General features: G+C 73.8%; 22 protein-coding genes. 12 read left to right on the top strand and 10 right to left on the bottom strand.

Features of this window, described 5'->3' with window-relative positions:
* Positions 1 to 138 precede the first annotated feature (138 nt).
* Positions 139 to 636: a low affinity iron permease family protein gene (locus Mco01_RS19300; protein WP_204058292.1), complete on the top strand. Its 498-nt coding sequence runs from the start codon at positions 139 to 141 to the stop codon at positions 634 to 636.
* A gap of 37 nt (positions 637 to 673) precedes the next feature.
* Here the strand turns inward: Mco01_RS19300 and Mco01_RS19305 are convergent, their stop codons facing one another.
* The 5 genes from Mco01_RS19305 to Mco01_RS19325 form a co-directional block, all read right to left on the bottom strand.
* A complete protein-coding gene (locus Mco01_RS19305; RefSeq protein WP_204058293.1) occupies positions 674 to 1,282 on the bottom strand; it encodes a response regulator transcription factor in 609 nt (202 codons plus the stop codon).
* Complete coding sequence (locus tag Mco01_RS19310; protein WP_204058294.1) at positions 1,279 to 2,430, bottom strand: sensor histidine kinase; 1,152 nt, start codon at positions 2,428 to 2,430, stop codon at positions 1,279 to 1,281. Before Mco01_RS19310 ends, Mco01_RS19305 begins: the two co-directional genes overlap by 4 nt.
* Positions 2,431 to 2,803: 373 nt before the next feature.
* Positions 2,804 to 3,241, bottom strand: coding sequence for a DUF6069 family protein (locus Mco01_RS19315; RefSeq protein ID WP_204058295.1), 438 nt, complete (start codon positions 3,239 to 3,241; stop codon positions 2,804 to 2,806).
* A 126-nt stretch (positions 3,242 to 3,367) separates the two neighbouring features.
* Entirely contained in the window at positions 3,368 to 3,787 is a 420-nt protein-coding gene (locus Mco01_RS19320; protein WP_204058296.1) for an STAS domain-containing protein, read from the bottom strand.
* A gap of 288 nt (positions 3,788 to 4,075) precedes the next feature.
* On the bottom strand, positions 4,076 to 4,768 hold the full coding sequence (locus tag Mco01_RS19325) for a PRC-barrel domain-containing protein (RefSeq protein WP_204058297.1): 693 nt from the start codon (positions 4,766 to 4,768) through the stop codon (positions 4,076 to 4,078).
* A 255-nt stretch (positions 4,769 to 5,023) separates the two neighbouring features.
* Here Mco01_RS19325 and Mco01_RS19330 point away from each other — a divergent pair, with 255 nt between their 5' ends.
* Both Mco01_RS19330 and Mco01_RS19335 read left to right on the top strand, forming a co-directional pair.
* Positions 5,024 to 5,248, top strand: a complete 225-nt coding sequence (locus tag Mco01_RS19330; protein ID WP_204058298.1) for a type II toxin-antitoxin system HicB family antitoxin — start codon at positions 5,024 to 5,026, stop codon at positions 5,246 to 5,248.
* Positions 5,249 to 5,326: 78 nt separating this feature from the next.
* A complete protein-coding gene (locus Mco01_RS19335) occupies positions 5,327 to 5,665 on the top strand; it encodes a YciI family protein (RefSeq protein ID WP_204058299.1) in 339 nt (112 codons plus the stop codon).
* A gap of 91 nt (positions 5,666 to 5,756) precedes the next feature.
* On the opposite strand, the gene Mco01_RS19340 is transcribed toward Mco01_RS19335, so the two are convergent.
* A complete protein-coding gene (locus tag Mco01_RS19340; RefSeq protein ID WP_204058300.1) occupies positions 5,757 to 6,431 on the bottom strand; it encodes an esterase/lipase family protein in 675 nt (224 codons plus the stop codon).
* A 232-nt stretch (positions 6,432 to 6,663) separates the two neighbouring features.
* On the opposite strand from Mco01_RS19340, the gene Mco01_RS19345 reads away from it, so the two are divergent.
* The 4 genes from Mco01_RS19345 to Mco01_RS19360 all read left to right on the top strand — a co-directional run bounded on the left by Mco01_RS19345 (position 6,664) and on the right by Mco01_RS19360 (position 13,008).
* Positions 6,664 to 9,528, top strand: a complete 2,865-nt coding sequence (locus Mco01_RS19345; RefSeq protein WP_204058301.1) for a LuxR C-terminal-related transcriptional regulator — start codon at positions 6,664 to 6,666, stop codon at positions 9,526 to 9,528.
* Positions 9,529 to 9,672: 144 nt separating this feature from the next.
* Complete coding sequence (locus Mco01_RS19350; protein ID WP_204058302.1) at positions 9,673 to 10,611, top strand: hypothetical protein; 939 nt, start codon at positions 9,673 to 9,675, stop codon at positions 10,609 to 10,611.
* An 868-nt stretch (positions 10,612 to 11,479) separates the two neighbouring features.
* Entirely contained in the window at positions 11,480 to 12,157 is a 678-nt protein-coding gene (locus Mco01_RS19355; protein ID WP_204058303.1) for a fasciclin domain-containing protein, read from the top strand.
* A 218-nt stretch (positions 12,158 to 12,375) separates the two neighbouring features.
* Entirely contained in the window at positions 12,376 to 13,008 is a 633-nt protein-coding gene (locus Mco01_RS19360) for a hypothetical protein (RefSeq protein ID WP_204058304.1), read from the top strand.
* 93 nt (positions 13,009 to 13,101) lie between these two features.
* On the opposite strand, the gene Mco01_RS19365 is transcribed toward Mco01_RS19360, so the two are convergent.
* The 3 genes from Mco01_RS19365 to Mco01_RS19375 all read right to left on the bottom strand — a co-directional run bounded on the left by Mco01_RS19365 (position 13,102) and on the right by Mco01_RS19375 (position 14,696).
* Entirely contained in the window at positions 13,102 to 13,290 is a 189-nt protein-coding gene (locus Mco01_RS19365; RefSeq protein ID WP_204058305.1) for a transposase, read from the bottom strand.
* A 50-nt stretch (positions 13,291 to 13,340) separates the two neighbouring features.
* Positions 13,341 to 13,937, bottom strand: coding sequence for a UTRA domain-containing protein (locus Mco01_RS19370; protein WP_204058306.1), 597 nt, complete (start codon positions 13,935 to 13,937; stop codon positions 13,341 to 13,343).
* A 72-nt stretch (positions 13,938 to 14,009) separates the two neighbouring features.
* On the bottom strand, positions 14,010 to 14,696 hold the full coding sequence (locus Mco01_RS19375; protein ID WP_204058307.1) for an alpha/beta fold hydrolase: 687 nt from the start codon (positions 14,694 to 14,696) through the stop codon (positions 14,010 to 14,012).
* 98 nt (positions 14,697 to 14,794) lie between these two features.
* Between Mco01_RS19375 and Mco01_RS19380 the strand changes: the two genes are divergently transcribed.
* On the top strand, positions 14,795 to 16,942 hold the full coding sequence (locus Mco01_RS19380) for an amylo-alpha-1,6-glucosidase (RefSeq protein ID WP_204058308.1): 2,148 nt from the start codon (positions 14,795 to 14,797) through the stop codon (positions 16,940 to 16,942).
* A gap of 85 nt (positions 16,943 to 17,027) precedes the next feature.
* On the opposite strand, the gene Mco01_RS19385 is transcribed toward Mco01_RS19380, so the two are convergent.
* Entirely contained in the window at positions 17,028 to 18,053 is a 1,026-nt protein-coding gene (locus Mco01_RS19385) for a LacI family DNA-binding transcriptional regulator (RefSeq protein WP_204058309.1), read from the bottom strand.
* 321 nt (positions 18,054 to 18,374) lie between these two features.
* Here Mco01_RS19385 and Mco01_RS19390 point away from each other — a divergent pair, with 321 nt between their 5' ends.
* From Mco01_RS19390 to Mco01_RS19405, 4 genes are all read left to right on the top strand, one after another.
* A complete protein-coding gene (locus Mco01_RS19390) occupies positions 18,375 to 19,754 on the top strand; it encodes a GH1 family beta-glucosidase (RefSeq protein WP_204058310.1) in 1,380 nt (459 codons plus the stop codon).
* Between the two features lie 73 nt (positions 19,755 to 19,827).
* Entirely contained in the window at positions 19,828 to 20,268 is a 441-nt protein-coding gene (locus tag Mco01_RS19395; protein ID WP_204058311.1) for a DUF6157 family protein, read from the top strand.
* A gap of 65 nt (positions 20,269 to 20,333) precedes the next feature.
* Positions 20,334 to 20,999 carry a dienelactone hydrolase family protein gene (locus Mco01_RS19400; protein ID WP_204058312.1) on the top strand — a complete coding sequence of 222 codons (666 nt, stop codon included), beginning with the start codon at positions 20,334 to 20,336 and terminating at the stop codon, positions 20,997 to 20,999.
* Between the two features lie 120 nt (positions 21,000 to 21,119).
* A complete protein-coding gene (locus Mco01_RS19405; RefSeq protein WP_204058313.1) occupies positions 21,120 to 22,097 on the top strand; it encodes an aldo/keto reductase in 978 nt (325 codons plus the stop codon).
* Positions 22,098 to 22,140: the final 43 nt, after the last annotated feature.

The following is a 22,140-nucleotide window of genomic DNA, read 5'->3' on the forward strand; positions in this document are numbered from 1 at the left end:
TACCGGGGGGCGGGCCCGCCGCTCCTCCCAGGCCTTGTCGTCCGATGCAGGCTGACCTGCTGCTTCTCAGTGTGCGAAGCCCGCATCATGCCGTACGGCACGGGTAGGCCACGCTGCTCGGCAGAAGGGAGGAACGCCATGGCGATCCGGCATGACCGCACGGAGGACGACCCGCGCACGTCGCCGTCGGCGCCCCAGGACCGCAGCACCCGGATCACCCGGGGGATCGCCCGCACGACGGCGATGGCGGGCTCCTTCCCGGCGATCCTGATCGCCGCGCTCCTCGCGCTGGCCTGGGTGGTGGGCGGGCTGTTCGTGTCCGGCGGCTACGGCAACACCGGCTACCAGCTTCCCGTCTCGACCATCTCCTCGATCGTCACGTTCGTGATGGTCTTCGTGATCCAGTCGAGCCAGAACCGCGACAGCCGCGCGCTCCAGGCGAAGATCGACGCGCAGAACGACGTGCTCGCCGCCGTCGCCCGCCACCTGGGCCTGGAGAACGACCAGTACCTGCTGACCCGGCTGGTGGGGCTGGAGGAGGCCCCGGAGGCGGAGATCGACCGGGAGCAGCGCAGGGTCCGCGGCAGCGCGAGCAGGACCGCCGACGTCCTCGGCGAGGACGAGGACGACGCCTGACGACGTCCGCCACGCCTGGCCCCGGCGCGGGCCGCCGTCAGAGCCAGCCGCTGTGCCGCGCGACCCGGACGGCCTCCATGCGGTTGCGGGTGCCGGTCTTCATGATGCAGGACGACAGGTGGTTCCTGACCGTGCTCTCCGACAGGTGGAGGCGCCCCGAGATGTCGGCGGCCGTCGACCCGTCCGCGGCGGCGATCAGCACCTCCCGCTCGCGCGGCGTGAGCGGGCTCGGCCCGGCGCTCAGGGCCGCCGCGGCCAGCGCGGGGTCGACGACCGTCTCGCCCGCGAGGACCCGCCGTACGGCCTGGGCCAGCTCGTCGACCGGCCGGTCCTTGACCACGAAGCCCCGGGCCCCGGCGTCGAGCGCCCGGCGCAGGTAGCCCGGCCGGCCGAACGTGGTCACGATGACCACGGCGCACCCGGGCAGCGCGGCGCGCAGGTCGGCCGTCACGTCGAGCCCGCTCCCGCCGGGCAGCTCGATGTCGAGCAGGACGACGTCCGGCCGGACCCGCGTCGCGGCCGGCATGACCTCCTCGGCGGAGCCGACCTGCGCCACCACCTCGAGGTCGTCCTCCAGGTCGAGCAGCGCGGCGAGGGCGTCCCGCATCATGCCCTGGTCCTCGACGATGAGCACTCGGGTCGTCATGGCCCTCCCTCCACTCCGGCGTGCGGGACCTCCGCGGCGAGGACGAACCCGCCCGGAAGGCTCGTCGCGCGCAACCGGCCCCCGGCCGCCGCCAGCCGCTCGCGCAGGCCGCGCAGCCCGCTCCCGGACGCGGCCGCCGGATCGCCTCCCGCGCCGTCGTCGCGGATCTCCGCGAGGACCGGGTCGACGTCGCGGCGGACGGTGATGCGGCACCGCCGCGCCCCCGAATGCCGCACGACATTGGTCACGCCCTCGCGGACCACCCAGCTCAGCAGCATGTCGGTCTCCGGGGACAGCGCCGGTCCCGACTCCTCGACCACGCACTCGATGCCGGCCGTCGCCAGGGCGGCCCGGGCCGTGTCGAGCTCGAAGGCGAGGCTCGCGTCCCGGTACCCGGTGACGGCCTCCCGCACCTCGGTCAGGGCCTGCCGCCCGATGGCCTCGATGTCCGAGGCGTGCCGCACCGCCGCGGCGGTGTCGCGCGGCGCGAGTCGCCGTACGGCCTCGGCCTTGACCACGACCATCGAGAGCGTGTGCCCGAGGAGGTCGTGCAGGTCGCGGGCGAAGCGCAGCCGCTCCGCCGAGACGGCGGAGGCGGCCAGCTGCTCGCGGGTGCGGGCCAGGTCGGCGATGACCTCGGCCATGCGCCGGAAGCCGTACGTGGTCATCCCTGCGAGCATCGAGGTCACCCCGGTGCCCCAGAGCGCGTCGCTCCAGGAGCCGGAGACCGCCGCCTGCGTCACGCCTCCGGCGAGGGCCGTCACGGCGATCAGCACGGGAGCCGCGCGCAGCGGCATCACGGCGGCGACGGCCACGGCGAGCAGGCTGTAGAGGGTGAACCAGTCCCCGGCGGGGAAGGCGGCGGTCGCGGCCACCGTGACGGCGGCCAGCAGCAGGACGAGCGCCTGGGGGATGCGCCTGCGGACCGCCCAGGGACGGCGCGCGGACGTCAGGGCGGTGACGAACGACCCGCCCGCGACGGCGGCGGCCGCCCAGACGGCCCAGGCCGGGCCCGCCTCCCCGGCGGACGCCAGCGGGGCGACGAGCAGCAGCGCCGCCAGCGCCAGCGCGGGCAGCGGCCCCTCGACGAGCGCCCGCCATCCCCGCGGACGGCACGCGCCGTTCCGCTGGGGGGAGAAGGCCGCCATGCCCGCCATTATGGGCGTCCACGATCGCTGCGGCGACGGCGCGCCTGCGCGCTCCGGTGATCCGGTGTCCCGTGACGTCCGTCCGTCACGGTCATGGTCCGCGGGCGGCGGCGCCGTCCCGGAAGGTCGCGACGGTACCCGCGGTGCGGGGACGTCCGGTGCCTTCGGGACCGGCGGCGTCACTGACATCCCCTGCGGCGCGGCTGAGAGGGCCGCGCCGGGGTGGCGGTCGTCGCGGTGAGGACCGGCTGCGCCGGGGTGGCGGTCGTCGCGGTGGGGACGGCCGCGGCACCGGGCATCGGACGGTTTCGCGGGTGGGCCGGCGCGTTCGGCCCTACGGACTGGGGTCGGCCGGTGGGCGCGAGGGGCCGCGTCATCGGTCGCGTCCCGTCCGCCGCACGGTGCCGGTGAGCCCGCCGATCAGCACGGCGGCCACGGCGAGGTGCATGCAGGCCAGCGCCGCCTTCGCGCCCCCGGTCACGCCGCCGAGCGGGCCGGTGAGGGAGACGGCGAACACGGCCGCGGCGATGACGAGCCAGGCGGCGCGGGGCCGCGGCACGTTCCTCTCCAGCAGGGCGATGAGGGCAAGGGCGAGAAGCCCGCAGAGTGCGCTGGTGACGGCGACGGCCACGGCCCCGACGTTCTGGACGCCCGTTCCGGCCGACGCGCGAAGGTCGACTCCGGCGACCGGGCCGGCGACGGCCCACACGGCCAGCGCCGCGGCGACGGAACCGAGGACGGCCAGGAGCCGCAGCCCCCAAGCCGTACGGGAACGGGTGGAGTTCGGGGAGGTGGTCAGATCGGATGCCATCGGGAGGTCCCCCTTCACGGGCCGGGCGTGGCGTACGCCTCGACGCTAGAAGCGGGGGAGGTCCCTCCGGCAGAGCGGTATGTCGCCTCCTCACCAGGACGAATCGCCTAGACGGCGCTGTCCCGGTCAGGCGGAGGCGGTGTCCTCGGACTGCGGGCGCTGCCCGGGGACCGGGCCCTTCCTGGCGGCCTCGATCGCGTCGTCCAGTGTCGGCTCGACGAGGAAGGCGGCGCGCAGCCCGGTGATGGTGAGGATCCGGCCCAGATGGGGCGGCACCCCGGTGAGCACCAGCGGGCTGTCCTGCTCACGGCTCTGGTTGAGCAGCATGACGAGCACGCCCACGCCCATCGAGTCGCAGAACGTGATCTCGCTCAGGTCGAGGATCAGCGCGGCGGGCTGCGCCGCCTCCCAGGCCTCCTTGACCTGTTTGTGGAACAGCCCGGCGTGGTGGTAGTCCAGATCACCTGAGGCCCGGGCGACGATGAAGTCCTCGTGCAGCCCTAGGGACACGGCGAAGCTCTCGGACGGGTCGATCTGGTCGGCCATGGGATTCCTGTCGTCGGCTCGCAGGGGTCAGGGCGAGCGTCTCCTGGTATGTCTACCAGGCATTCGAAGGAGTCCCCACCGTGGGTTGCGTCGTGTCCGCCGTGGTACCGGCCGCGCGCGGGCGCCCGCACGCCGCCGGAATGCGTCCACGAGTCCCGTCCCGCGCGTCGGGTTCAGGGACGCGCGTGGCCCCGCCGTCGCCCGGGGCCCGCACCGATTCCGGCACGGCAGCCGGCCCCGGATCCGGCCCGGAAGCCGGCCGGGTGGGAACAGCGGGCAGGTCCGGGATCAGTGGGCGTGGCGCCCGCTCCCGGCGTCGCCCTCCGTGCCGCCGCGCCGGTCGTCCCGGCTCGCGTCCGCGTCCGGGACGCTGCCGATGCCTGCGTCCGTGCCGGTGCCGGCGTCCGTGTCCGCGCGTGTGCCTGCGTCCCTGCTCGCGTCCGTGCGCACGTCCGTGCCTGCGCCGGTGTACGCGCCGTACGGGTCGTCGTACGGGAGGCGTCGCTCGCCGGCCGGGTCGCCCTCCCGGTGCCGCGTCTCGCCGTCCGGCCTGAGGCCGCCGGCCTCGCCGCCGGCCGTGGCGGGCTCGTCGGCGAGGACCGGGCTCTCACCGGCCGGGTCCCAGAGGGGCAGGCCGGGCGGGTCCTCGCGCAGGGAGGTGGGCCAGTCGAGGTCGTAGTAGCTGTAGAGGTCGTGCTCCTGCTCGGGGGAGAGGTGGCCGTCGTCGTCCGGGGCCACCGAGGGGGCGTCCTTGACGTACGCCTTCTCGTACGGGACCTCGACGTGATCGGCGACCCAGTCGGCGTCCTTGAAGGGGACGAAGGCCCGCTTGGTCCCGAACAGACCCGTCTTCACGCACAGCCACTCGGGCCGCCCGGTCGCGTCGTCGAGGAAGACGTTCTTGACCTCGCCGACCTTGTCTCCGTTCGGGTCGTACACCGGGTGGTCGAGGACCATGGAGATCTGCTCGCGCGTGATCATCCGTTCCTCCTTCATCGCGTAAACGAACCCTCATGGCTTACCGCCTCGAATGGAGTGAAAACCACTTCAGGGCGTCGAATCGCCCTAGGGGTCATTCAGCGTGGCGCGTTTCCGCAGGTCAATTCGGTGGTTTACGTGTTGTGAGAAATATCTCCATTGGCGGGTGAAAGGTTCATCTACATTGGGGACGAGGATCTCCGAGGCGTTGTCCCCGGCCCGGACCGGCCCTGGATCCGGCGGCGTAATGTGACGCACATGGGGCGGACCGTGAAAATGACCGCGACCGTCAGCAAGGCGGGGGACCACCTCTACTGCGCCCGATGCGTGCAGGTCGAGATGGCCTGTGAGGGCCGTACGGTCGACGAGGCGCTGGGCCGTCTCCGCCGGGCGCTGGAGCGTCACTTCCAGGACAGGCCCCTTCCGCCGCTCCCTCCTGAGGAGCCCATGGTGGTGCCGATCGAGATCCGGGTCCCGGTCTGAACGGCGCTCCTCCCGTTTCGTCGGTCCCGGCGGCTAGCATCGCCGCCGAACGACGTCCCGCGACGAGAGGCCAGGGCCATGGCGGAGATCACCGACGACCACATGCGCGAGATGCTCACGAAGTCCAGGCCGTACACGGTCGTGCTGCTCAGGGCGACCCCGAAGCGCAACGAGCCCGGCGCCGACGCCGTGGTCTGGGAGCACGGCCGGCGCAACTTCGAGCTGCGGGAGCGCGGCGTGCTCGCGATCGTCTGCCCGATCACCGACGACAGCGGGTGGAGCGGGATCGGCCTGTTCGACGCCACGCCCGAGGAGACGGCCCGCATCATGGACGACGACCCCGGAGTCAAGGCGGGCGTGTTCACCTACGAGGTCCATCCCGGCCGCTCGTTCCCCGGAGACGCGCTTCCCGCCTGAACCCGTCCCCCCCGGCGTGACGGGTCCGCCCCCGCCGGATCCCGGGCGGGACGGCGGGGTTCCGGCGGGGGGCGGACGCCTGGGCGGGCGGTCAGCGGACGAAGTCCCTCACCTTCTGGGACACCGATCCCGCCAGCAGCAGCGACAGGTGCCCGATGCAGCCGACGTTCGTGTTGACCGCGCCGTCGAGCCGCACGCTGCCGTCCGGGTTGATGATCTCGTCGCAGGACGACCAGAACGTGCCGTAGTTGACCGGGCCGGGCGTCTCGTCCCCCGCGTTGAGCTGCCTGAGGAACGAGGAGTCGTAGTTCATCTCGCCGCAGGACACGATCAGCAGGTCGCACAGGTACGACGCGTTGGTGCCGTGGTTGGGGCCGCCGATGGACGCCCAGTCGTCGACGTACGCCGTGCCCCCGAGGAACTTGAGGTACCAGCGCGAGGACAGCCCGCCCATCGAGTGCGACACGATGTCCACCTTGGCCGCGCCGGTCTGGGCGCGCACCTGCCGGATGAAGGCAGCGAGCTGGTCGGCCGTGGTCACGTTCGACTGCGTCGAGTTGTAGCCCCAGACGAAGAGCCGGTCGGCGGGCCATCCGTCGTGCTGGAAGTCCGACTTCATCGCGGCCCAGTTCCAGTCGGCTCCGGCCCAGCCGTGGACGAACACCACCGGGTCGGGGGTCGCGGCCCTCGCGGGCGCGAACGGGGACAGGACGGTCAGCGCCGCCAGCAGCGCCGACGTCCAGGCCAGCCGTGATGCACGTGACATGGGGGTCCTCCTTCGGGGCGGCCCGCCAGGGGGCTGCGGTGCCGAAAGAGTCCGGCTGACCCGGCTGCGCGCACACCGGTGAAGTCGCCGGTCATCCGCGGACCGGCGGCCTCACCTGCCGCGAAGGCGCGGAGGGGGAGACCGTCACGCGCTCGTACAGTCCGGAAAAACGCGATTTCTTCGAGAAAGGCCCTTATTCACGAGCGCTTAACTCGCGAGTAACTTAAGACCTGTGATCGGCGTCACACCGCCTCTCCTGTACGGCCGCGCCGCGGAACGGGCCGAGCTCGACGCCCTCATCGAGGCGGCCGCCGCCGACTCGCGCAGCGCCGTGCGCGTGCTGATCGGAGAGCCGGGCGCGGGCAAGACCGCCCTGCTCGGCTGCGCGCTCGCCCGCGCGGCCGGCGCCCCGGACACGGGTGCGGACCCCCGATGCCGTCGTGCGATCGGAGAGCCTGCCGTCGCGGCGGCCGCCCCGCCGGGCGGCGCCGGACGCGGGGGGTTCGCCGTGCTGACCACGCGAGGGGTGCCGTCGGAGTCGCGGCTGCCGTTCGCGGGGCTGCACCGGCTGCTCCGCCCGGTCACCCGGCTGGTCGGCGGCCTGCCGTCGCCGCAGCGAAAGGCCCTCGGCGCGGCGCTCGGGCAGGCGGAGGGGCCGTCCCCGGACCGGTTCCTGATCTCCGTCGCCGTGCTCACCCTGCTGTCCGAGCTGGCCGAACGCGGCCCGGTGCTCGCCCTGGTGGACGACGCCCACTGGCTGGACGCCCCCTCGCTCGACGCGCTCGCCTTCGCGGCGGCCCGGTTCGAGGCCGAGGGCGTCGTGCTGCTGGCGGCCGTCCGGGCCGGCCACCCCTCGCCGCTGTCGGGACTGCCCGCGCTGCCGGTCGAAGGGCTGACGCCCGGGGCGTGCGACGAACTGATCACGTCGAGGGCCGCGGGACCCGTCGCGACAGCCGTACGGGACCGGCTGGTGGCCCACACCCGGGGCAACCCGCTTGCCCTCGGGGAGGTCGTCGACGCCCTGACCCCCGACCAGCTCGCCGGCCGGGTCGCGCTGCCGCACCCGCTGCCGATCGGGCCGGGGCTCGAAAGGGCCTACCTGGAACGGGTGTCGGGGCTGCCCGCACCCACCAGGAGCCTGCTGCTGCTCGCGGCGGCGGAGGCCGAGATGGACGCCGGGACCCTGCTGCGGGCGGCGGCGCACGTCCGCATCGACGTGTCGGCCATCGAGCCCGCCGAGTCGGCCGGGCTGATCCAGGTGTCGGAGGCCGGTGTCCGCTTCCGGCACCCGCTCATGCGGTCGGCCGTCTACCAGGGCGCGGGGCTGGCCCGCCGGAGGTGGGCGCACCAGGTGCTCGGCGAGGTGTCGGGACCGGGGGACCGGCGGCCCTGGCACCGGGCGGCCGCCGCGCTCGAACCCGACGACGGCCTCGCCGCCGAACTGGAGGAGAGCGCGGGCCGCGCCCGGGTGCGCAGCGGATACGCCGCCGCGGCCGTGGCCCTGGAGCGGGCGGCCGAACTGACCGGGTCCGAGCCGGCCCGCGGGCGGCGGCTCGTCGTGGCCGCCTGGGACCGGTGGCTCGCCGGTCACACCGGCTCCGCCGTACGGCTGCTCGACCAGGCGAGGCGGTCCGCCGAGGCCGCGGGCGACACCCGGATGCTCGGGGAGATCGACTTCCTGCGAGGGACCGTCGACCTGCGCGGCGGGGTGACGGGGGACGCCTACCGGTCGCTCGTGTCGGCCGCCGGCCGCGTGGAGCCCGAGACTGCGCTGCGCGCGCTGATGGGCGCCGCCGAGGCGGCCTCGTACGCGGGCGACGACCGCCTGCTGGCCGCGGTGGCCCGCAGGGCGGAGGAGGCGGCGGACGTGCCAGGCGACCGGGCCGCCCTCATCCGCGCGTACCTGGCCGGGATCGCGGACGCGGTCGGCGGCGACCTGCCGCGCGCCGTCGGTCCGCTGCGGGAGGCCCTGCGGATCGCCGAGCGGGTCGACGACCCGGACGCGCTGGTCTGGGCGGCGACGGCGGCGCTGCTCGTGGGCGACGACGCGCTCGCGCACGCCCTGCCCGCGCGCGCCGCCGCGATCGCCCGGGCGCGCGGGGCGGTCACGGCCGTGCCGCAGGCCGTCGAACTGCTCGTCCACACCGAGCTGTGGAGCGGCAGGCTGGCGATCGCCGGGGCGAACGCCCTGGAGGGGCTGCGGCTGGCGACCGACACCGGCCAGCTCAACTGCGCCTGCCACCTGCGCGCGCTGCTGGCTCTGCACGCCGCGATCGAGGGCGACACGGCTGCCTGCCGCGAACGGGCCCGCGACGCCATGACCCGGGCCCGCGAGCACGACCTCGGCCTCGCCTGGGCCGTCGCCACCTGGGCGCTCGCGTTCGGCGACCTGTCGCAGGGCAGGTACGGCGAGGCGGCCCAGCGCCTGGCCCGCATGGCGGAGGCCGGCCCGGGCCAGGGACATCGGGCGATCACGCTGCTGTCGGCCCCGCACTTCGCCGAGGCCGCCGCCCGCAGCGGCGACCGCAGGCGCGCGGGCGCGGCTCTCGCGAGGTTCCGGACGTGGGCCGAGACCGTCGAGAGCACGTGGGCCCTCGCGCTCGTCGAGCGGTGCCTGGCCCTGCTCGCCGAGCCGGCGGAGCCGGGGGACGCCGACCGCCACTTCCGGAGGGCCCTCGACCTGCACGCGCGGAGCGAACGCGACTTCGAGCGGGCCCGCACGGCCCTGCTTTACGGCGCGCACCTGCGCAAGCAGCGCCGCCGGGGCCAGGCGCGCCACCACGCCCGGGAGGCCCTGGAGATCTTCGAACGGCTCGGGGCCGCCCGGTGGGAGGAGCGGGCCCGGAGCGAGCTGCGGGCCACGGGCGAGACCGTGGCCGGGCCGGGGACCGGGGACGCGGCCGGGCTCACCGCCCAGCAGCTCCAGATCGCCCGGTTCATCGCCGAGGGGGCGACCAACCGCGAGGTGGCGGCCCGTCTGTTCGTCAGCCCCCGTACGGTCGACTACCACGTGCGCAACATCTTCGCCACGCTCGGCATCGCCTCCCGGGGGGAGCTGATCCGCCGGTTCCGCGGCGGCCGGGCGCCCGGTTCCTGACCGTCCGCCGGGGTGCGATGGGGTCTTTGCGGGTGAAGCGGCTGATCCGCATGTTTGACCGGACATTGATCGTGGGATGCGTGAGCACCCGGCCTGCGGCGCTTACGGTCGTGCTCGTATCGTCAACGACCTCGGGGGAGTCTCATGCCTATCTGTACGGCCGTACTGGCCGCCGCCCTCCTGTCCGGGCCCGCCGCCGCACCTCCTGATCCGGGCCCTGGCGCCCCGAAGGCGGTCGCCAAGAAGATCGAGAAGAGCTCGCCGTCGGAGCCGCAGCAGCCGCTGGCCGCCCTGCAGCCGGGGGGCGCGGCGAGCATGGGCATGCCGGGCATGGGCGGAGAGCCCGTGGAGGCTCCGATCGTGCTGCCTCCGGCAGCCTTCGAGGACAAGCCGGGGGCCACGGCCGGCATCGGGGCCGGGGACGCAGCCGGAGAGAAGGCCGCGACCAAGGCGGGAGACACGACCGGCGGCAAGACGGGGGACAAGGCCGGTGACACGGCCGCCGGGAAGCAGGACGACGACCTGGCCATCCCGATGATCAATCCGAAGACGCACGATCTCCTGATCAAGCCGGTGGTGTCGAACGGGGCGCCCGGTCAGCCGATCAAGACGTTCACGCTGAATCCGTTCCAGGGGGTGCAGGTGGCGCAGTCGTACCCGGGCTTCGGCCGTCCACGCCACCACACCGTGCCGCGCGGGCCGAAGCACCCGAAGGCCACGGGCCATCCGAAGACGCAGGGGAGCGCCGGGGCGGCCGCGCTGCACTCCCTTACCTCGTCCGCCGGGCAGGCGGCGAACGCCCCGGCCCACACCCGGGACAGCGCCGGCGAGCAGCGCCCCAAGTCCCCGGCCCACGCCCAGCAGACGGGGCATCAGGCGGCGCAGCACCTGCCGCAGCAGGCGCCCGCCGTGGTGCGGCACCCGAAGTCGCCCGTCCAGGGGCAGCAGACGCCGCGGCACCTGCCGCAGCAGGCTCCGGCCGCGGTGCACCCGAAGTCGCCGGTTCACGTCCAGCAGGCTCCCCTGCTCCCGCGGCAGGTCGCGGCGCCCGTGTCCCAGGTGGTCCCGCCGCTGCGTCCCTAGCGCGAGCCCGCGGGCCCATGCCGGCACGTGTGCGGCGGCGCGGGTGACGCCGTGACGCCGACGACCATGTGACGGCGGGGGACGCGGCCCCGAGCGGGTCGCCGTCCCGGCAGCCGGCCGCGGAACGGCGGGATGCCGCGGGCACAGGCGCCGAGCTGCGGGAACGAGCGCCGAGCTGCGGGAACGAGTGTTAAGCCGCGGGAACGAGCGGTGAGCTGCGGGAACGAGCGGTGAGCTGCGGGAACGAGCGGTGAGCTGCGGGAACGAGCGGTGAGCCGCGGGAACGAGCGGTGAGCCGCGGGAACGGCCGCCGAACCGCGAGGACACGCGGCACGTATGTCCGCCGCGGCCGGCACGAGCCCGCGCCCCGGGGTTCCGGCGAGAGCCGGGGCGCCGGTGTGCGGCGGCGGACTCCCGCCACGGGATGACCGCCCGGGTTCGTCCCTTCCGGCACGCGTCCCCGCGGCTCATCCGCGCCGCGTTCCGATCACAGCGCGTTCCGGGTACGGCGCGTTGCGTTCACGGGGCGTTCCGTCCGCCTGTGGCCCGCGGTCCGTCATGCGTCACCCGCGCGCCCCGATGACGGCGCCGCCGAGTCCCGTGCCATGCGCAACCCGACCGGGTGCGTCCGGCGCGTGACGGGCCCACTCCCACGACCACGACCCGCCCACAGCAGCACACCACCAGCACACGACCCGCCCACCAGCAGCACACGACCACGACCGCGCCCATTCGCGACGAGCGGGGCGGGCCCGCGGGCCACGACCGGCCGCACCGGCGGCCACGCCGCGGGCGGCGCCGGCCGACGTCCGTCCCGGACGCCGCGCCGGCGAGCAACGACCTCTCACCACGAAGGAAACACGAAACAATGAAGACCCGTCTTCTCGCCCTTTCCACGCTGACCGTGGCGCTGTCGCTGTGCGCGGCGTGCGGCGGCCAGGGCAACGGCAAGTCGGCCGCCCCCGCCGCGGCCAACGAGACCGCGACCGACACGGTCTCCGAGACCGCCAGCGCCGAGACGAGCGCCGCCACCGAGTCGGCGTCGCCCGGCGCGTCGCCTGGCGCGTCGCCCTCCGCCTCGCCGTTCGGGGCCGGCTGCGCCTCGTTCCCGGCGTCCGGCCGCGGCAGCCTGACCCAGCTCGCGAGCGAGCCGGTCGCGACCGCGCTCGGCTCCGTCCCGTCGCTGTCCACCTTGGCCAGCGCCGTGAAGAAGGCCGGGCTGGTCGAGACCCTCAACAGCGCGCAGGACATCACGATCTTCGCGCCCACCAACGAGGCGTTCGACAAGCTCCCGAAGAAGAAGCTCAACCAGACGCTGTCGGACCGCAAGGCGCTGACGACCCTGCTCAGCTACCACGTGGCCAAGGGCCGCAAGACGCCCGCCGACCTGCAGAGCGGCAAGATCACGACGCTCCAGGGCACCGACCTGACCGTCACCGGCTCCGGGCAGAACTACAAGATCAACGATGCGAACGTGCTGTGCGGCGACGTGCCGACGCGCAACGCCACGGTGTACGTCATCGACAAGGTGCTGCTGCCGAAGTAGGCGCCGTCCACGCACCTTCTCACGAGGGGCGAGCCGCGACCGCGGCTCGCCCCTCGTCGCATTCTGGCCCGGTCGATCCGTCTCTGACGTGGGTCAATGTCCCTGAAACGGCTAATTCTCTTTCTTTGACCGGACACTGGGCGTCGGGTCCGTGATCGCCCGGCATGCCGTGCATAACGTCGTTCTCGTACCGTCCAACCACTAACTGGGGGAATCTCATGCCTATATGCACTGCTGTCCTCGCTGCCGCCCTTCTGTCCGGGCCGGTCTCCTCCACGCCCGCCGACCCGGCGCCGGCGTCCAAGAGCGCCATGGCGCCGGGCAAGCAGATCGCCCAGATCGCCATGAAGAACCCGGACGACCCGGAGCTCATCGCCAGCAAGGCGCTGGACGTGCTGAAGGGCAAGGGCACCAAGATCGGTCCCGCGTCCGGCGGCAGCAAGGGCGCCAACGACAGCAAGGGCCGCAACGACAGTGACGACAGCGGCGCCGGCCAGCCGCAGGACGTCTTCCTGACCGGCGGCAACCCGACGAACAGCTCGGGCGTCGGCCCGACCATCACCAAGAAGGGCGCCCCCGCCAAGAGCGCGGGCGTCGTCCCGTCGTTCGGCGAGGGCGGCGCGCCCTCGAACAACTCGGGGTTCGGCCCGACGATCAACAAGAACAACGCGCCGGCCGGCGGCAACCAGGGCTCGCAGCTGAAGATGCCCCCGGTGTTCGGCCAGCAGTTCGCCGACTCCTTCGCCTGGCCGCAGACCAAGCTGCAGCCCCAGAGCAAGACCACGGCGAAGAACAAGAAGGCCAAGAGCGCCGAGTCGGAGGACAACGACTGGATGAGCGACTGGACCTGAGAGCCGCGCTGACGAGGGGTGAGCCGGACGGCCCGGCTCACCCCTCGCCGTGTCCCGGGAGGCCGCGGGCCCGGGACGGGCGGCGCAGGGCGCTCAGTCCGTACCAACGGGGGGAAGCTCCACGACCTCGACCAGGTCGGCCAGGTCGACGTACCGGGCCACCTCGGCCACCGAGGCGCAGAAGCCGACGTGGTAGCCGAGGTGCCGGACGCGCAGCAGGCCGCGGCCGTCGAGGACGACGCAGTCCACCTCGTAGCCGTTCACACCGACCCATTTCCGCATGGAGGCACAGTAGGAAACACGAGGTCAAGGGCCGGCAAATCCCCACCAGGTCACGTGGGCCAGGGCCGCAGGCGCGTGGTCGAGACGATCACCGCGCGGTCGCCGGGAAGGCTGACCTCGGAGACCTCCACCACCCGATCGCGGGTGTCGATCGACGTCTTGCGCAGCACCAGGACCGGCGCGTCGGGCGCCACGCCGAGAAGCTCCGCCTCGCCCGGCTCCGGCCGCCGGCTGACGACCTCGTCGACCACGCGGTCGACCTCGATGCCCACGGTCCTGAGCTGGTGCTGGGTGCCTCCCGGCCACGGCTCGTTCTCCGGGTTCAGCAGGTCGGGGTTGCGGGCCACCATGTCGTGCACCAGCCAGGAGTTCACCAGGCTCAGCGTGGCCTCGTCGTCGGCCTCCTGCGTCCGGTAGCGCCGGTGCAGCAGTTTGGTCCCCTCCGGCACCCCGAAGCGCCGGGCCAGCTCAGCGTCCGCCGGGGCCGTGTCGTAGTCGATGTCGAAGTCGAGATCCTCCTTGCGGAGGCCGGTGTCGTGCTCGGTGGCGCCGGTCCTGCGGCGCTCCGACTCGGGCAGCAGCGCCCGGTCCTTCTCCCACTGGTACCGCTCCGGGCTGCGCCGGAGCCGGCGACGGCTCTCATCCATGCACGCGCCATTCCCCGGCTCCGGCCTCCTATGTTCCCCGCCTGGTCGTCGCCGTCCGCGAGACGGAGGGAGTCAGCGGCGAAGGAAGGCGACGACGGTCTCGGCGAACCGCTCGGGGGCGTTCTCGTGCACCAGATGCCCGGCGGGGATCGTGACCACCCGGGCGTCCGGCATCCTCCGGCCCATCTCGGCGAGCCGGTCCTGCGGGATGTGGCTGTCCGGGCCGCCGGCCACCACCAGCGTGGGGGCGGCGACGGTGCCCAGCGCCTCCAGCCAGGCCGGGTCGGGGTCGTCCACCTGCGCCCGGATCGCGAGGACCATCTCCCAGTCGAACGGCAGCGGCCCCTCCGGCCGTTCCGGGACGGTCCGGGGCCGGGGCAGCGGCGGCGGGACGTCCTCCAGCACGAGACGGCCGACCCGGCCGGGGTGGGAGGCGGCCAGGAGGTAGGCGACCACCCCGCCCATCGAGTGGCCGACCACGTCGGCCACGGCGAGCCCCAGCGCGTCGAGGAACGCGGCCACGTCGTCGCGCATGACGGGGAAGGAGTAGACGCCCGGCCAGCCGGAGGACCCGTGGCCCCGCAGGTCGGGGGCGTACACCCGGTGGCCGTCGGCCGCGAGGGCGGCGGCCGGGCCGTCCCAGTCGGACGCGTCCTTGCCTAGGGCGTGCAGCAGCACCACAGGCGTCCCGCCCTCGTCGCCCCACGTCCGGTACGCCAGCCGCAGGCCCCCCGCCTCGACGAGCCGGTGATCGCTCATGCCCCGACCATAGCGCGGTATTGATCCTGCCTTAATCCAATGAAACGGACAAAATGTCACAATCGGGGTATCTGGCACCTCGGTGGGGGTTCGGGATCGTGAGCGGATGGACGTTCGAAGGACAGCCCACGGCGCTCGGAGGCGCGGCACTGACGCTCGTCTCCGGCGGCTCGTTCTGCGTGTCGGCCCGCAACGGGGACATCCTCCCCGGCCGGCCGCACGGCGTGTACTACGCGGACACGCGGTTGCTGTCCCATCTGGAACTGCGGGTGGACGACAGGCAGGTCGAGGAGCTGCAGGTGCTCGTGGCCGAGCCGTACCACGCGACCTTCATCGGCCGGGCCGCCCCGCGCCGGGGGCAGGCGGAGAGCACGCTGCTCGTGATGCGGGACCGGTACACGGGCGGCGGGCTCGCCGAGGAGATCGTCCTGCGCAACATGGCCGACGAGCCGGCCGGCTGCGTGGTGACGCTGCTGGTCGGCTCCGACGTGTGCGACCTGTTCGAGGTGAAGACCCACCGGGTCCACTGGGTCGCCGACGTGGTCACCGACGCCGAGGAGCGGGCGCTGCGCATGTTCTCGCCCAGCAAGCGCCGCGGCGTGCGCGTGGTGGGCGCGGAGAACGGCGCGGAGGTCATCGTGGTGACCGCCCCGCGCATGCTGATCTTCCACGTGGTGGTGCCCCCGCGAGGGGAGTGGAAGGAGTGCGTGCAGGTCAGGCCCATCATCGACGGAGTCGAGAGCGAGCCGTGGTTCGCCGGAGGCCGCCGGGCGCTCGAACACGCGGAGCACGCCCGCCGCCTGGCCGAGTGGGACCGGCTCAGCCCGAGGGTCACGACCGCCAACCGCGCGCTCGGGGCCATACTGAGCCAGTCGCGGACCGACCTCGGCGCGCTGCGCCTGTACGACCCCGACCACCCCGAGCTGCCGCCGACCATCGCGGCGGGGGCGCCCTGGTTCATGACCCTGTTCGGGCGCGACTCGCTGATCACCTCGTGGATGGCCCTCCCGCTCGACCCCGACCTGGCGTACGGGACGCTGCGCCGCCTGGCCCGGCTGCAGGGCACGAAGACCGACCCGCTGAGCGAGGAGGAGCCCGGCAAGATCATGCACGAGCTCCGGTACGGCGTCGCCGTGGACGGCGTGGGAGCGCACCCCTATTACGGCTCGGTCGACGCCACCCCGCTGTTCGTCATCCTCCTCGGCGAGCTGCGCCGGTGGGGCCTGCACCACGACGTCCTGCACACCCTGATGCCGCACGTGGACGCGGCGCTCGAGTGGATCGAGCGGTACGGCATGCGCGACGGCTTCCTGTGGTACCGGCGCAAGACCGACCAGGGCCTGCTCAACCAGGGGTGGAAGGACTCCTTCGACGGCGTCAACTTCGCCGACGGCGCGATCGCCCGGCCGCCGATCGCGCTGGCCGAGGTCCAGGGGTACGTGTACGCGGCCTACATCGCCCGGCACTACTTCGCCAAGGAGGAGGGCGACACCGAGACCGAGCGCCGGTACACGCGGAAGGCGGCCGAGCTGCGCGAGGCGTTCAACGAACGGTTCTGGCTGCCCGGCCGCGGCTACTACGCCGTCGGCCTCGACCACGAGGGACGGCCGATCGACGCCCTCGCCTCCAACATGGGGCACTGCCTGTGGTCGGGCATCGTCGACAAGGACAAGGCGGAGTCCGTCGCCCGGCACCTCATGTCGCCTGCCATGTTCACCGGCTTCGGCATCCGGACGCTCGCCTCGGACATGGGCGCCTACAACCCGATGAGCTACCACAACGGCTCGGTGTGGCCCCACGACAGCGCCCTCGTCGCCGCCGGGCTCATGCGGTACGGCTTCGTGGACGAGGCGCGGCGGATCGCCGCCGGCCTGCTGGAGGCCGCCGAGGTCTTCAACCGCCGGCTGCCCGAGCTGTTCTGCGGGTTCTCCCGTGAGGAGTTCCCGATGCCGGTGCCGTACCCGACCTCGTGCTCGCCGCAGGCGTGGGCGGCCGCGACGCCGATCCAGCTCGTGCGGATGCTGCTGCGGATCGACCCCTGGGTGCCCCGCCGCACGGTGTGGATCTCCCCGGTGCTGCCCGAGGGGTTCGGCGACCTCCACATCGCGAGGATCCCGCTGGCCGGGACGCGCGTCGACCTCGACGCCCGCGAGGGCAGCGGCGAGGTCCAGGTCATCGGCCTGCCCGAGGACATCCGGCTCGTCTGCGAGCCCCGTCCGGCCGCGAGAGCCGCCGTCCGCGTCTGACGGCCGCCGCACGGGGACGCGGGGCGCCGGTCAGGACGGGTTCGAGCCGTGCGGACTCTTGGGCGTGGCGTTGCCACTGGCCCCGTTACCGCTCCCCGCGCAGGGGACCGCCGGTGGACCCGCGGACGACGAGGGTCGTGGGCAGGACGCGCGGGGGAGGGGGGTCGCCGCCGTCGATCATGGTGACCACGGCCTCGGCCGCGGCCGTGCCGAAGCCGGCCGTGTCCTGGGCCACGGTGGTCAGGCCGGGCGGGACGAGCGCGGCAGGCTCGATGTCGTCGAACCCGACGACCGCGATGTCCTGGGGGACCTTGAGGCCCGCCTCGGCGATCGCGTGCAGCGCGCCGATCGCCATCTCGTCGCCGGCGGCGAACACGGCGTCGGGCCGCTCCTCGGCCTCCAGCAGCCGCCGCATGGCGGCATACCCGCCGGCCAGGTAGAAGTCGCCCTGGACCACGTGCTCGGGCCGGTACGGCAGGCCGCGCCGGGCCATCTCCGCGCGGTACCCCTGGAGCCGCTCGGCCCCCGGCCGCGTCCGCTCGGGACCGGCGATCGTGGCGATGGTCCGCCGTCCCCGCTCGTGCAGGTGCCGCACGGCCGCGGCCGCCCCGCCGACGTTGTCCGAGGTGACGTACGTGGTACGCGGGCCCTCGACGGGACGGTCGAGGGACACGCACGGCACGCCCGACTCGGCCAGCGTGCGCAGGGGCGGGTCCCACGTGCCGTTGTCGATCAGCACGACCCCGTCGAGGTTGTGCCGCCGGACGGCGCGCAGGTGCGCGTCAGGCCGGCCCCCGTCGTTGGTGGCGAGCATCAGCAGGTGGTAGCCCCGCCCGCTGAGCGCGGTCTTGAGGCCGATCAGGATGTCCTGGAAGAACGGGTGCCGCCACCCCGGGCGCCGGTGGTCGGTGTCCCAGACGAGCCCGACCATGAACGACCTCTTGGTGGCCAGCGTCCTGGCGGACTCGTTCGGCAGGTAGCCGATCCGCTCGGCGGCCCGCAGCACCAGTTCCCTGGTCTTGGGGTTAACCACCTCCGGGCTGTTGAACACGCGGGACACCGTCGCCGGCGACACCCCGCACAACCGGGCCAGCTCTCTGATCGTTGCCACGGACCAAAACGTATCGCATCTCGCTGTAACCGGTTTCATGTAACCGGTTTCAGGCAAAATACTTTGTGAATCCCCAGCGTGTCAACCGTTATGACGCGTTACGTATCCGTGACTTGACACGTGGCCCTTCTTTGGTTGTGATGGCCGTCATCTCGGCCGAGGCTTTCCGTTGCCGCGGGTCCGGCCGTCGCGTCTCGCAGTCACCGATTCCTTCTCGCATGCCTCAAGGAGATCCCAGGTGCCTGCCGCACGACTGCGCCCGCCGACCGACCCCACTGGCCGTACGGGGAGTACGGGTCGTACGGGCCGCCGGGCGGGGGCATGACCGCCGTCGAGCAGCGCCTCGCGGAGCGGGCGGCCTTCCCCGCCGGCTTCGTCTGGGGGACGGCCACCGCGGCGTACCAGATCGAGGGGGCGGCCGCCGAGGACGGCCGGGGGCCGTCGATCTGGGACACCTTCTGCCGGGTGCCCGGCGCGGTGGCGCGGGGCGACTCGGGGGATCTCGCCTGCGACCACTACCACCGCTGGCAGGAGGACGTGGATCTCATGACCGAGCTGGGCGCGGGCGCCTACCGATTCTCGGTGGCGTGGCCGCGGGTGCTGCCCGAGGGGGGCGGCCGGGTCAATCAACGGGGGCTGGACTTCTACCGGCGACTGGTGGACGCGCTGCGCGAGGGCGACATCGAGCCGTTCGTGACCCTCTACCACTGGGACCTGCCGCAGGCCCTGGAGGACCGGGGCGGGTGGCGGTCGCGCGACACCGCCGAGCGCTTCGCCGACTACGCCGAGGTGGTGTACGACGCGCTGGGCGACAGCGTGTCTCACTGGATCACCCTCAACGAGCCCTACTGCTCGTCCATCGTGGGGTACGGCGAGGGCCGCCACGCGCCGGGCGCGCGGGAGGGGCACGGCGCGCTGGCCGCGGCCCACCACCTGCTGCTCGGCCACGGCCTCGCCGTGGGCCGGCTGCGCGAGCGCGCGCGGCCGGGGCAGCGGATCGGCGTGACGCTCAACATGTCCCCGACCGTGCCCGCCACCTCGTCGGCCGAGGACGCGGCGGCCGCCCGCCGGATGGACCTGCTGGTCAACCGGCAGTTCACCGAGCCCCTGTTCGGCGGCACCTACCCCGCCGACATGGCCGACACGTTCGGCGCCATCAGCGACCTCTCCTTCCGGCGGGAGGGGGACCTCGACGTTATCGGGGCGCCGCTGGACTTCCTCGGCGTCAACTACTACTACCGGATCCACGTGGAGGCGGCGCCGTACGACGAGCCGGACCCGGCGCTGCGCACGGCGGACGACATCGGCGTCCGGGCGGTGACCCCCCGCGAGGCCCGCCTCAGCGGGCTGGGCTGGGTGGTCGAGCCCGACGGGCTCCACCAGACCCTCGTCGGCCTGGCCGGCCGCTACCCGGACCTGCCGCCGGTGTACGTCACCGAGAACGGCTACGGGGACGACGGGGCGCTGGAGGACACCGGCCGGCTCGACTACCTGCGCGACCACATCGACGCCACGCGGGAGGCCATCCACTCCGGCGTCGACGTCCGCGGCTACTTCTGCTGGTCCTTGATCGACAACTTCGAGTGGGCGCGCGGGTACGCCGCCCGGTTCGGGCTGGTCCACGTCGACTACAGCACCCAGGTGCGCACTCCCAAGGCCAGCTACCACTGGCTGCGCGACTTCCTCGCCGCGAGCGGGTGACGCGTGCCGTCGTGCGGGGGCCGGGTCGCCGGCGCGAGCTGAAAGCCCGTCCCCCGTCGTGCATCATGGGCCCGTGCCGGACGACCTGAACTACCGCTCGACGCTGATCGCCGTCGCCGACGACTGCCCGGTGACGGCGTCCGAGGTGCCGCGCCCGCGCGGCGGCAGGGCGACCGTCGCCGTCCTGCAGTACGAGATGATCTCCGCCGCCCCCCACGGCCTGACCCAGGAGGACGTGCTCTTCGAGACCTGGCTGCGCCGGCGGGACGACCTCCCGCCGGACCCGCCGGGCCTGGCGGAGGACCGGAGGTGGGAGCTGCGGGAGGCGTTCTTCTCCCGGTCCCAGGCGTGCCTGCGGGCCTCCCCGTTGCCGAGGCGGCACGGCTGGGGCCTGCTGTTCGACGCCGCCGGCCGGGTCGCGCTGTGCCCGATGGAGTCGGCGGAGTACCGGCGGCTCGTCGCGGGCGCCGGGGGCGTCCGGGTCCTGAAGGCCATGCGCTCGCGCCGCACCTGACGCCGGGAGGTTTGCGCCCCTCCCGTCCGGGTACGCCGCCTCGTCCATCCGGCGAGGAGGGCGCCATGGACGAGGTCGAGGTGAGCGTCCGGATGCCGGCCGTCGGCGTCGTGCTGGACGCCGACGTCGCCGTCCCCGAGGGGGCCACGGGGGTGGTGCTGTTCGCGCACGGCAGCGGGAGCGGCCGGCACAGCCCGCGCAACCGGTTCGTCGCCCGGGAGTTGCGCCGGGCCAGGCTCGCGACCGTGCTGGCCGACCTGCTCACGGCCGAGGAGGAGCGCGTCGACGCGCGGACGGGACACCTGCGCTTCGACATCGCCCTTCTGGCGGCGCGGGTGGGCGCGGTCGCCGACCTGCTGCCGCGCGACGAGCTCACGCGGGGCCTCGCCATCGGCCTGTTCGGCGCGAGCACGGGGGCCGCGGCCGCCCTGGTCGCCGCGGCCACCAGGCCCGACACCGTGCGAGCGGTCGTGTCCCGGGGCGGCAGGCCCGACCTGGCCGAGGAACGCCTGCGGGCCGTGACCCAGCCGACGCTGCTGATCGTGGGGGAGCGGGACCCGATCGTGGCCGACCTCAACCGGGAGGCCGTGGGCGGCCTGGGCGGGCGGGCCGCGCTGGAGATCGTCCCCCATGCGTCCCACCTGTTCGAGGAGCCCGGGGCGCTGGAGGAGGTCGCCCGCCTGGCGACCGGGTGGTTCCTGCGCCACCTCGCGCCGCGGGCCGCGGGCTGAGGCCGGGGACGGCTCCGGGTACCGCCCCCCGGCCGGCCATCGCCGTCCGGCCCGCCGGGTCCCGGCGTCGTCCCACGTCGGGTCATGGGAGGCGGGGCGGCCCGGCTACGATCGGTGCCCATGGAACAGCGCGTGATGGGCAGGACGGGCAGACGGGTGGGCGTGGTCGGGCTGGGAGCCTGGCAGCTCGGGGCGGACTGGGGCGAGGTGGACGAGGCCGACGCGCTGGCCACGCTCGACGCCGCGGTCGACGCCGGGGTGACGTTCATCGACACCGCGGACGTGTACGGCGACGGGCGCAGCGAGAGGATCGTCGGCAAGCTGATCAAGCGGCGTCCCGGCCTGACGGTGGCGACCAAGATGGGCCGGCGGGTGCCGCAGACCCCGGAGGCGTACACGCTGGAGAACTTCCGGGCCTGGAACGACCGGTCCCGCGAGAACCTCGGCGTCGACACCCTCGACCTGGTCCAGCTCCACTGCCCGCCGAGCGCGGTCTACGAGGACGACCGCGTCTTCGACGCCCTCGACACCCTCGTGTCCGAGGGCCGGATCGCCAACTACGGCGTGAGCGTCGAGACCGTCTCCGAGGCCCTCACCGCCATCGCCCGGCCCGGCGTCGCCAGCGTCCAGATCATCCTCAACGCGTTCCGGCTGAAGCCCCTCGACGAGGTGCTGCCCGCCGCGGAGAAGGCCGGCGTGGGGATCATCGCCCGCGTCCCGCTCGCGAGCGGCCTGCTGTCGGGCAAGTACGGCCCGCAGACCGTCTTCGGCGAGGACGACCACCGCAACTACAACCGGCAGGGCGAGGCGTTCGACGTCGGCGAGACGTTCTCCGGCGTCGAGTACGGCGTGGGACTCCAGGCCGTCGACCGGCTGCGTCCGCTCGTGCCCGAGGGCATGACGATGGCGCAGTTCGCGCTGCGCTGGGTCGTCGACCAGTCCGGCGTGAGCGCCGTGATCCCCGGCGCCCGCAACCCCGCCCAGGCCCGGTCGAACGCCGCCGCCGCCGAGTTCCCGCCCCTGTCCGCCGAGGTGCAGTCGGCCGTCCGGGACGTGTACGACGAGCTGATCCGGCCGCAGGTCCACCACCGCTGGTGACGGCGCCGCCTTTCCGGTGCATCTGAGACACGGGGTCCGCTCG

The organism is Microbispora corallina (assembly GCF_016863035.1).
Lineage (GTDB): Bacteria > Actinomycetota > Actinomycetes > Streptosporangiales > Streptosporangiaceae > Microbispora > Microbispora corallina.

Coding starts and splice junctions, on each gene's coding strand:
- Mco01_RS19300 (WP_204058292.1), top strand. CDS start 139: ATGGCGATCCGGCATGACCGCACGGAGGACGACCCGCGCACGTCGCCG.
- Mco01_RS19305 (WP_204058293.1), bottom strand. CDS start 1,282: ATGACGACCCGAGTGCTCATCGTCGAGGACCAGGGCATGATGCGGGAC.
- Mco01_RS19310 (WP_204058294.1), bottom strand. CDS start 2,430: ATGGCGGCCTTCTCCCCCCAGCGGAACGGCGCGTGCCGTCCGCGGGGA.
- Mco01_RS19315 (WP_204058295.1), bottom strand. CDS start 3,241: ATGGCATCCGATCTGACCACCTCCCCGAACTCCACCCGTTCCCGTACG.
- Mco01_RS19320 (WP_204058296.1), bottom strand. CDS start 3,787: ATGGCCGACCAGATCGACCCGTCCGAGAGCTTCGCCGTGTCCCTAGGG.
- Mco01_RS19325 (WP_204058297.1), bottom strand. CDS start 4,768: ATGATCACGCGCGAGCAGATCTCCATGGTCCTCGACCACCCGGTGTAC.
- Mco01_RS19330 (WP_204058298.1), top strand. CDS start 5,024: ATGGGGCGGACCGTGAAAATGACCGCGACCGTCAGCAAGGCGGGGGAC.
- Mco01_RS19335 (WP_204058299.1), top strand. CDS start 5,327: ATGGCGGAGATCACCGACGACCACATGCGCGAGATGCTCACGAAGTCC.
- Mco01_RS19340 (WP_204058300.1), bottom strand. CDS start 6,431: ATGTCACGTGCATCACGGCTGGCCTGGACGTCGGCGCTGCTGGCGGCG.
- Mco01_RS19350 (WP_204058302.1), top strand. CDS start 9,673: ATGCCTATCTGTACGGCCGTACTGGCCGCCGCCCTCCTGTCCGGGCCC.
- Mco01_RS19355 (WP_204058303.1), top strand. CDS start 11,480: ATGAAGACCCGTCTTCTCGCCCTTTCCACGCTGACCGTGGCGCTGTCG.
- Mco01_RS19360 (WP_204058304.1), top strand. CDS start 12,376: ATGCCTATATGCACTGCTGTCCTCGCTGCCGCCCTTCTGTCCGGGCCG.
- Mco01_RS19365 (WP_204058305.1), bottom strand. CDS start 13,290: ATGCGGAAATGGGTCGGTGTGAACGGCTACGAGGTGGACTGCGTCGTC.
- Mco01_RS19370 (WP_204058306.1), bottom strand. CDS start 13,937: ATGGATGAGAGCCGTCGCCGGCTCCGGCGCAGCCCGGAGCGGTACCAG.
- Mco01_RS19375 (WP_204058307.1), bottom strand. CDS start 14,696: ATGAGCGATCACCGGCTCGTCGAGGCGGGGGGCCTGCGGCTGGCGTAC.
- Mco01_RS19390 (WP_204058310.1), top strand. CDS start 18,375: ATGACCGCCGTCGAGCAGCGCCTCGCGGAGCGGGCGGCCTTCCCCGCC.
- Mco01_RS19400 (WP_204058312.1), top strand. CDS start 20,334: ATGGACGAGGTCGAGGTGAGCGTCCGGATGCCGGCCGTCGGCGTCGTG.
- Mco01_RS19405 (WP_204058313.1), top strand. CDS start 21,120: ATGGAACAGCGCGTGATGGGCAGGACGGGCAGACGGGTGGGCGTGGTC.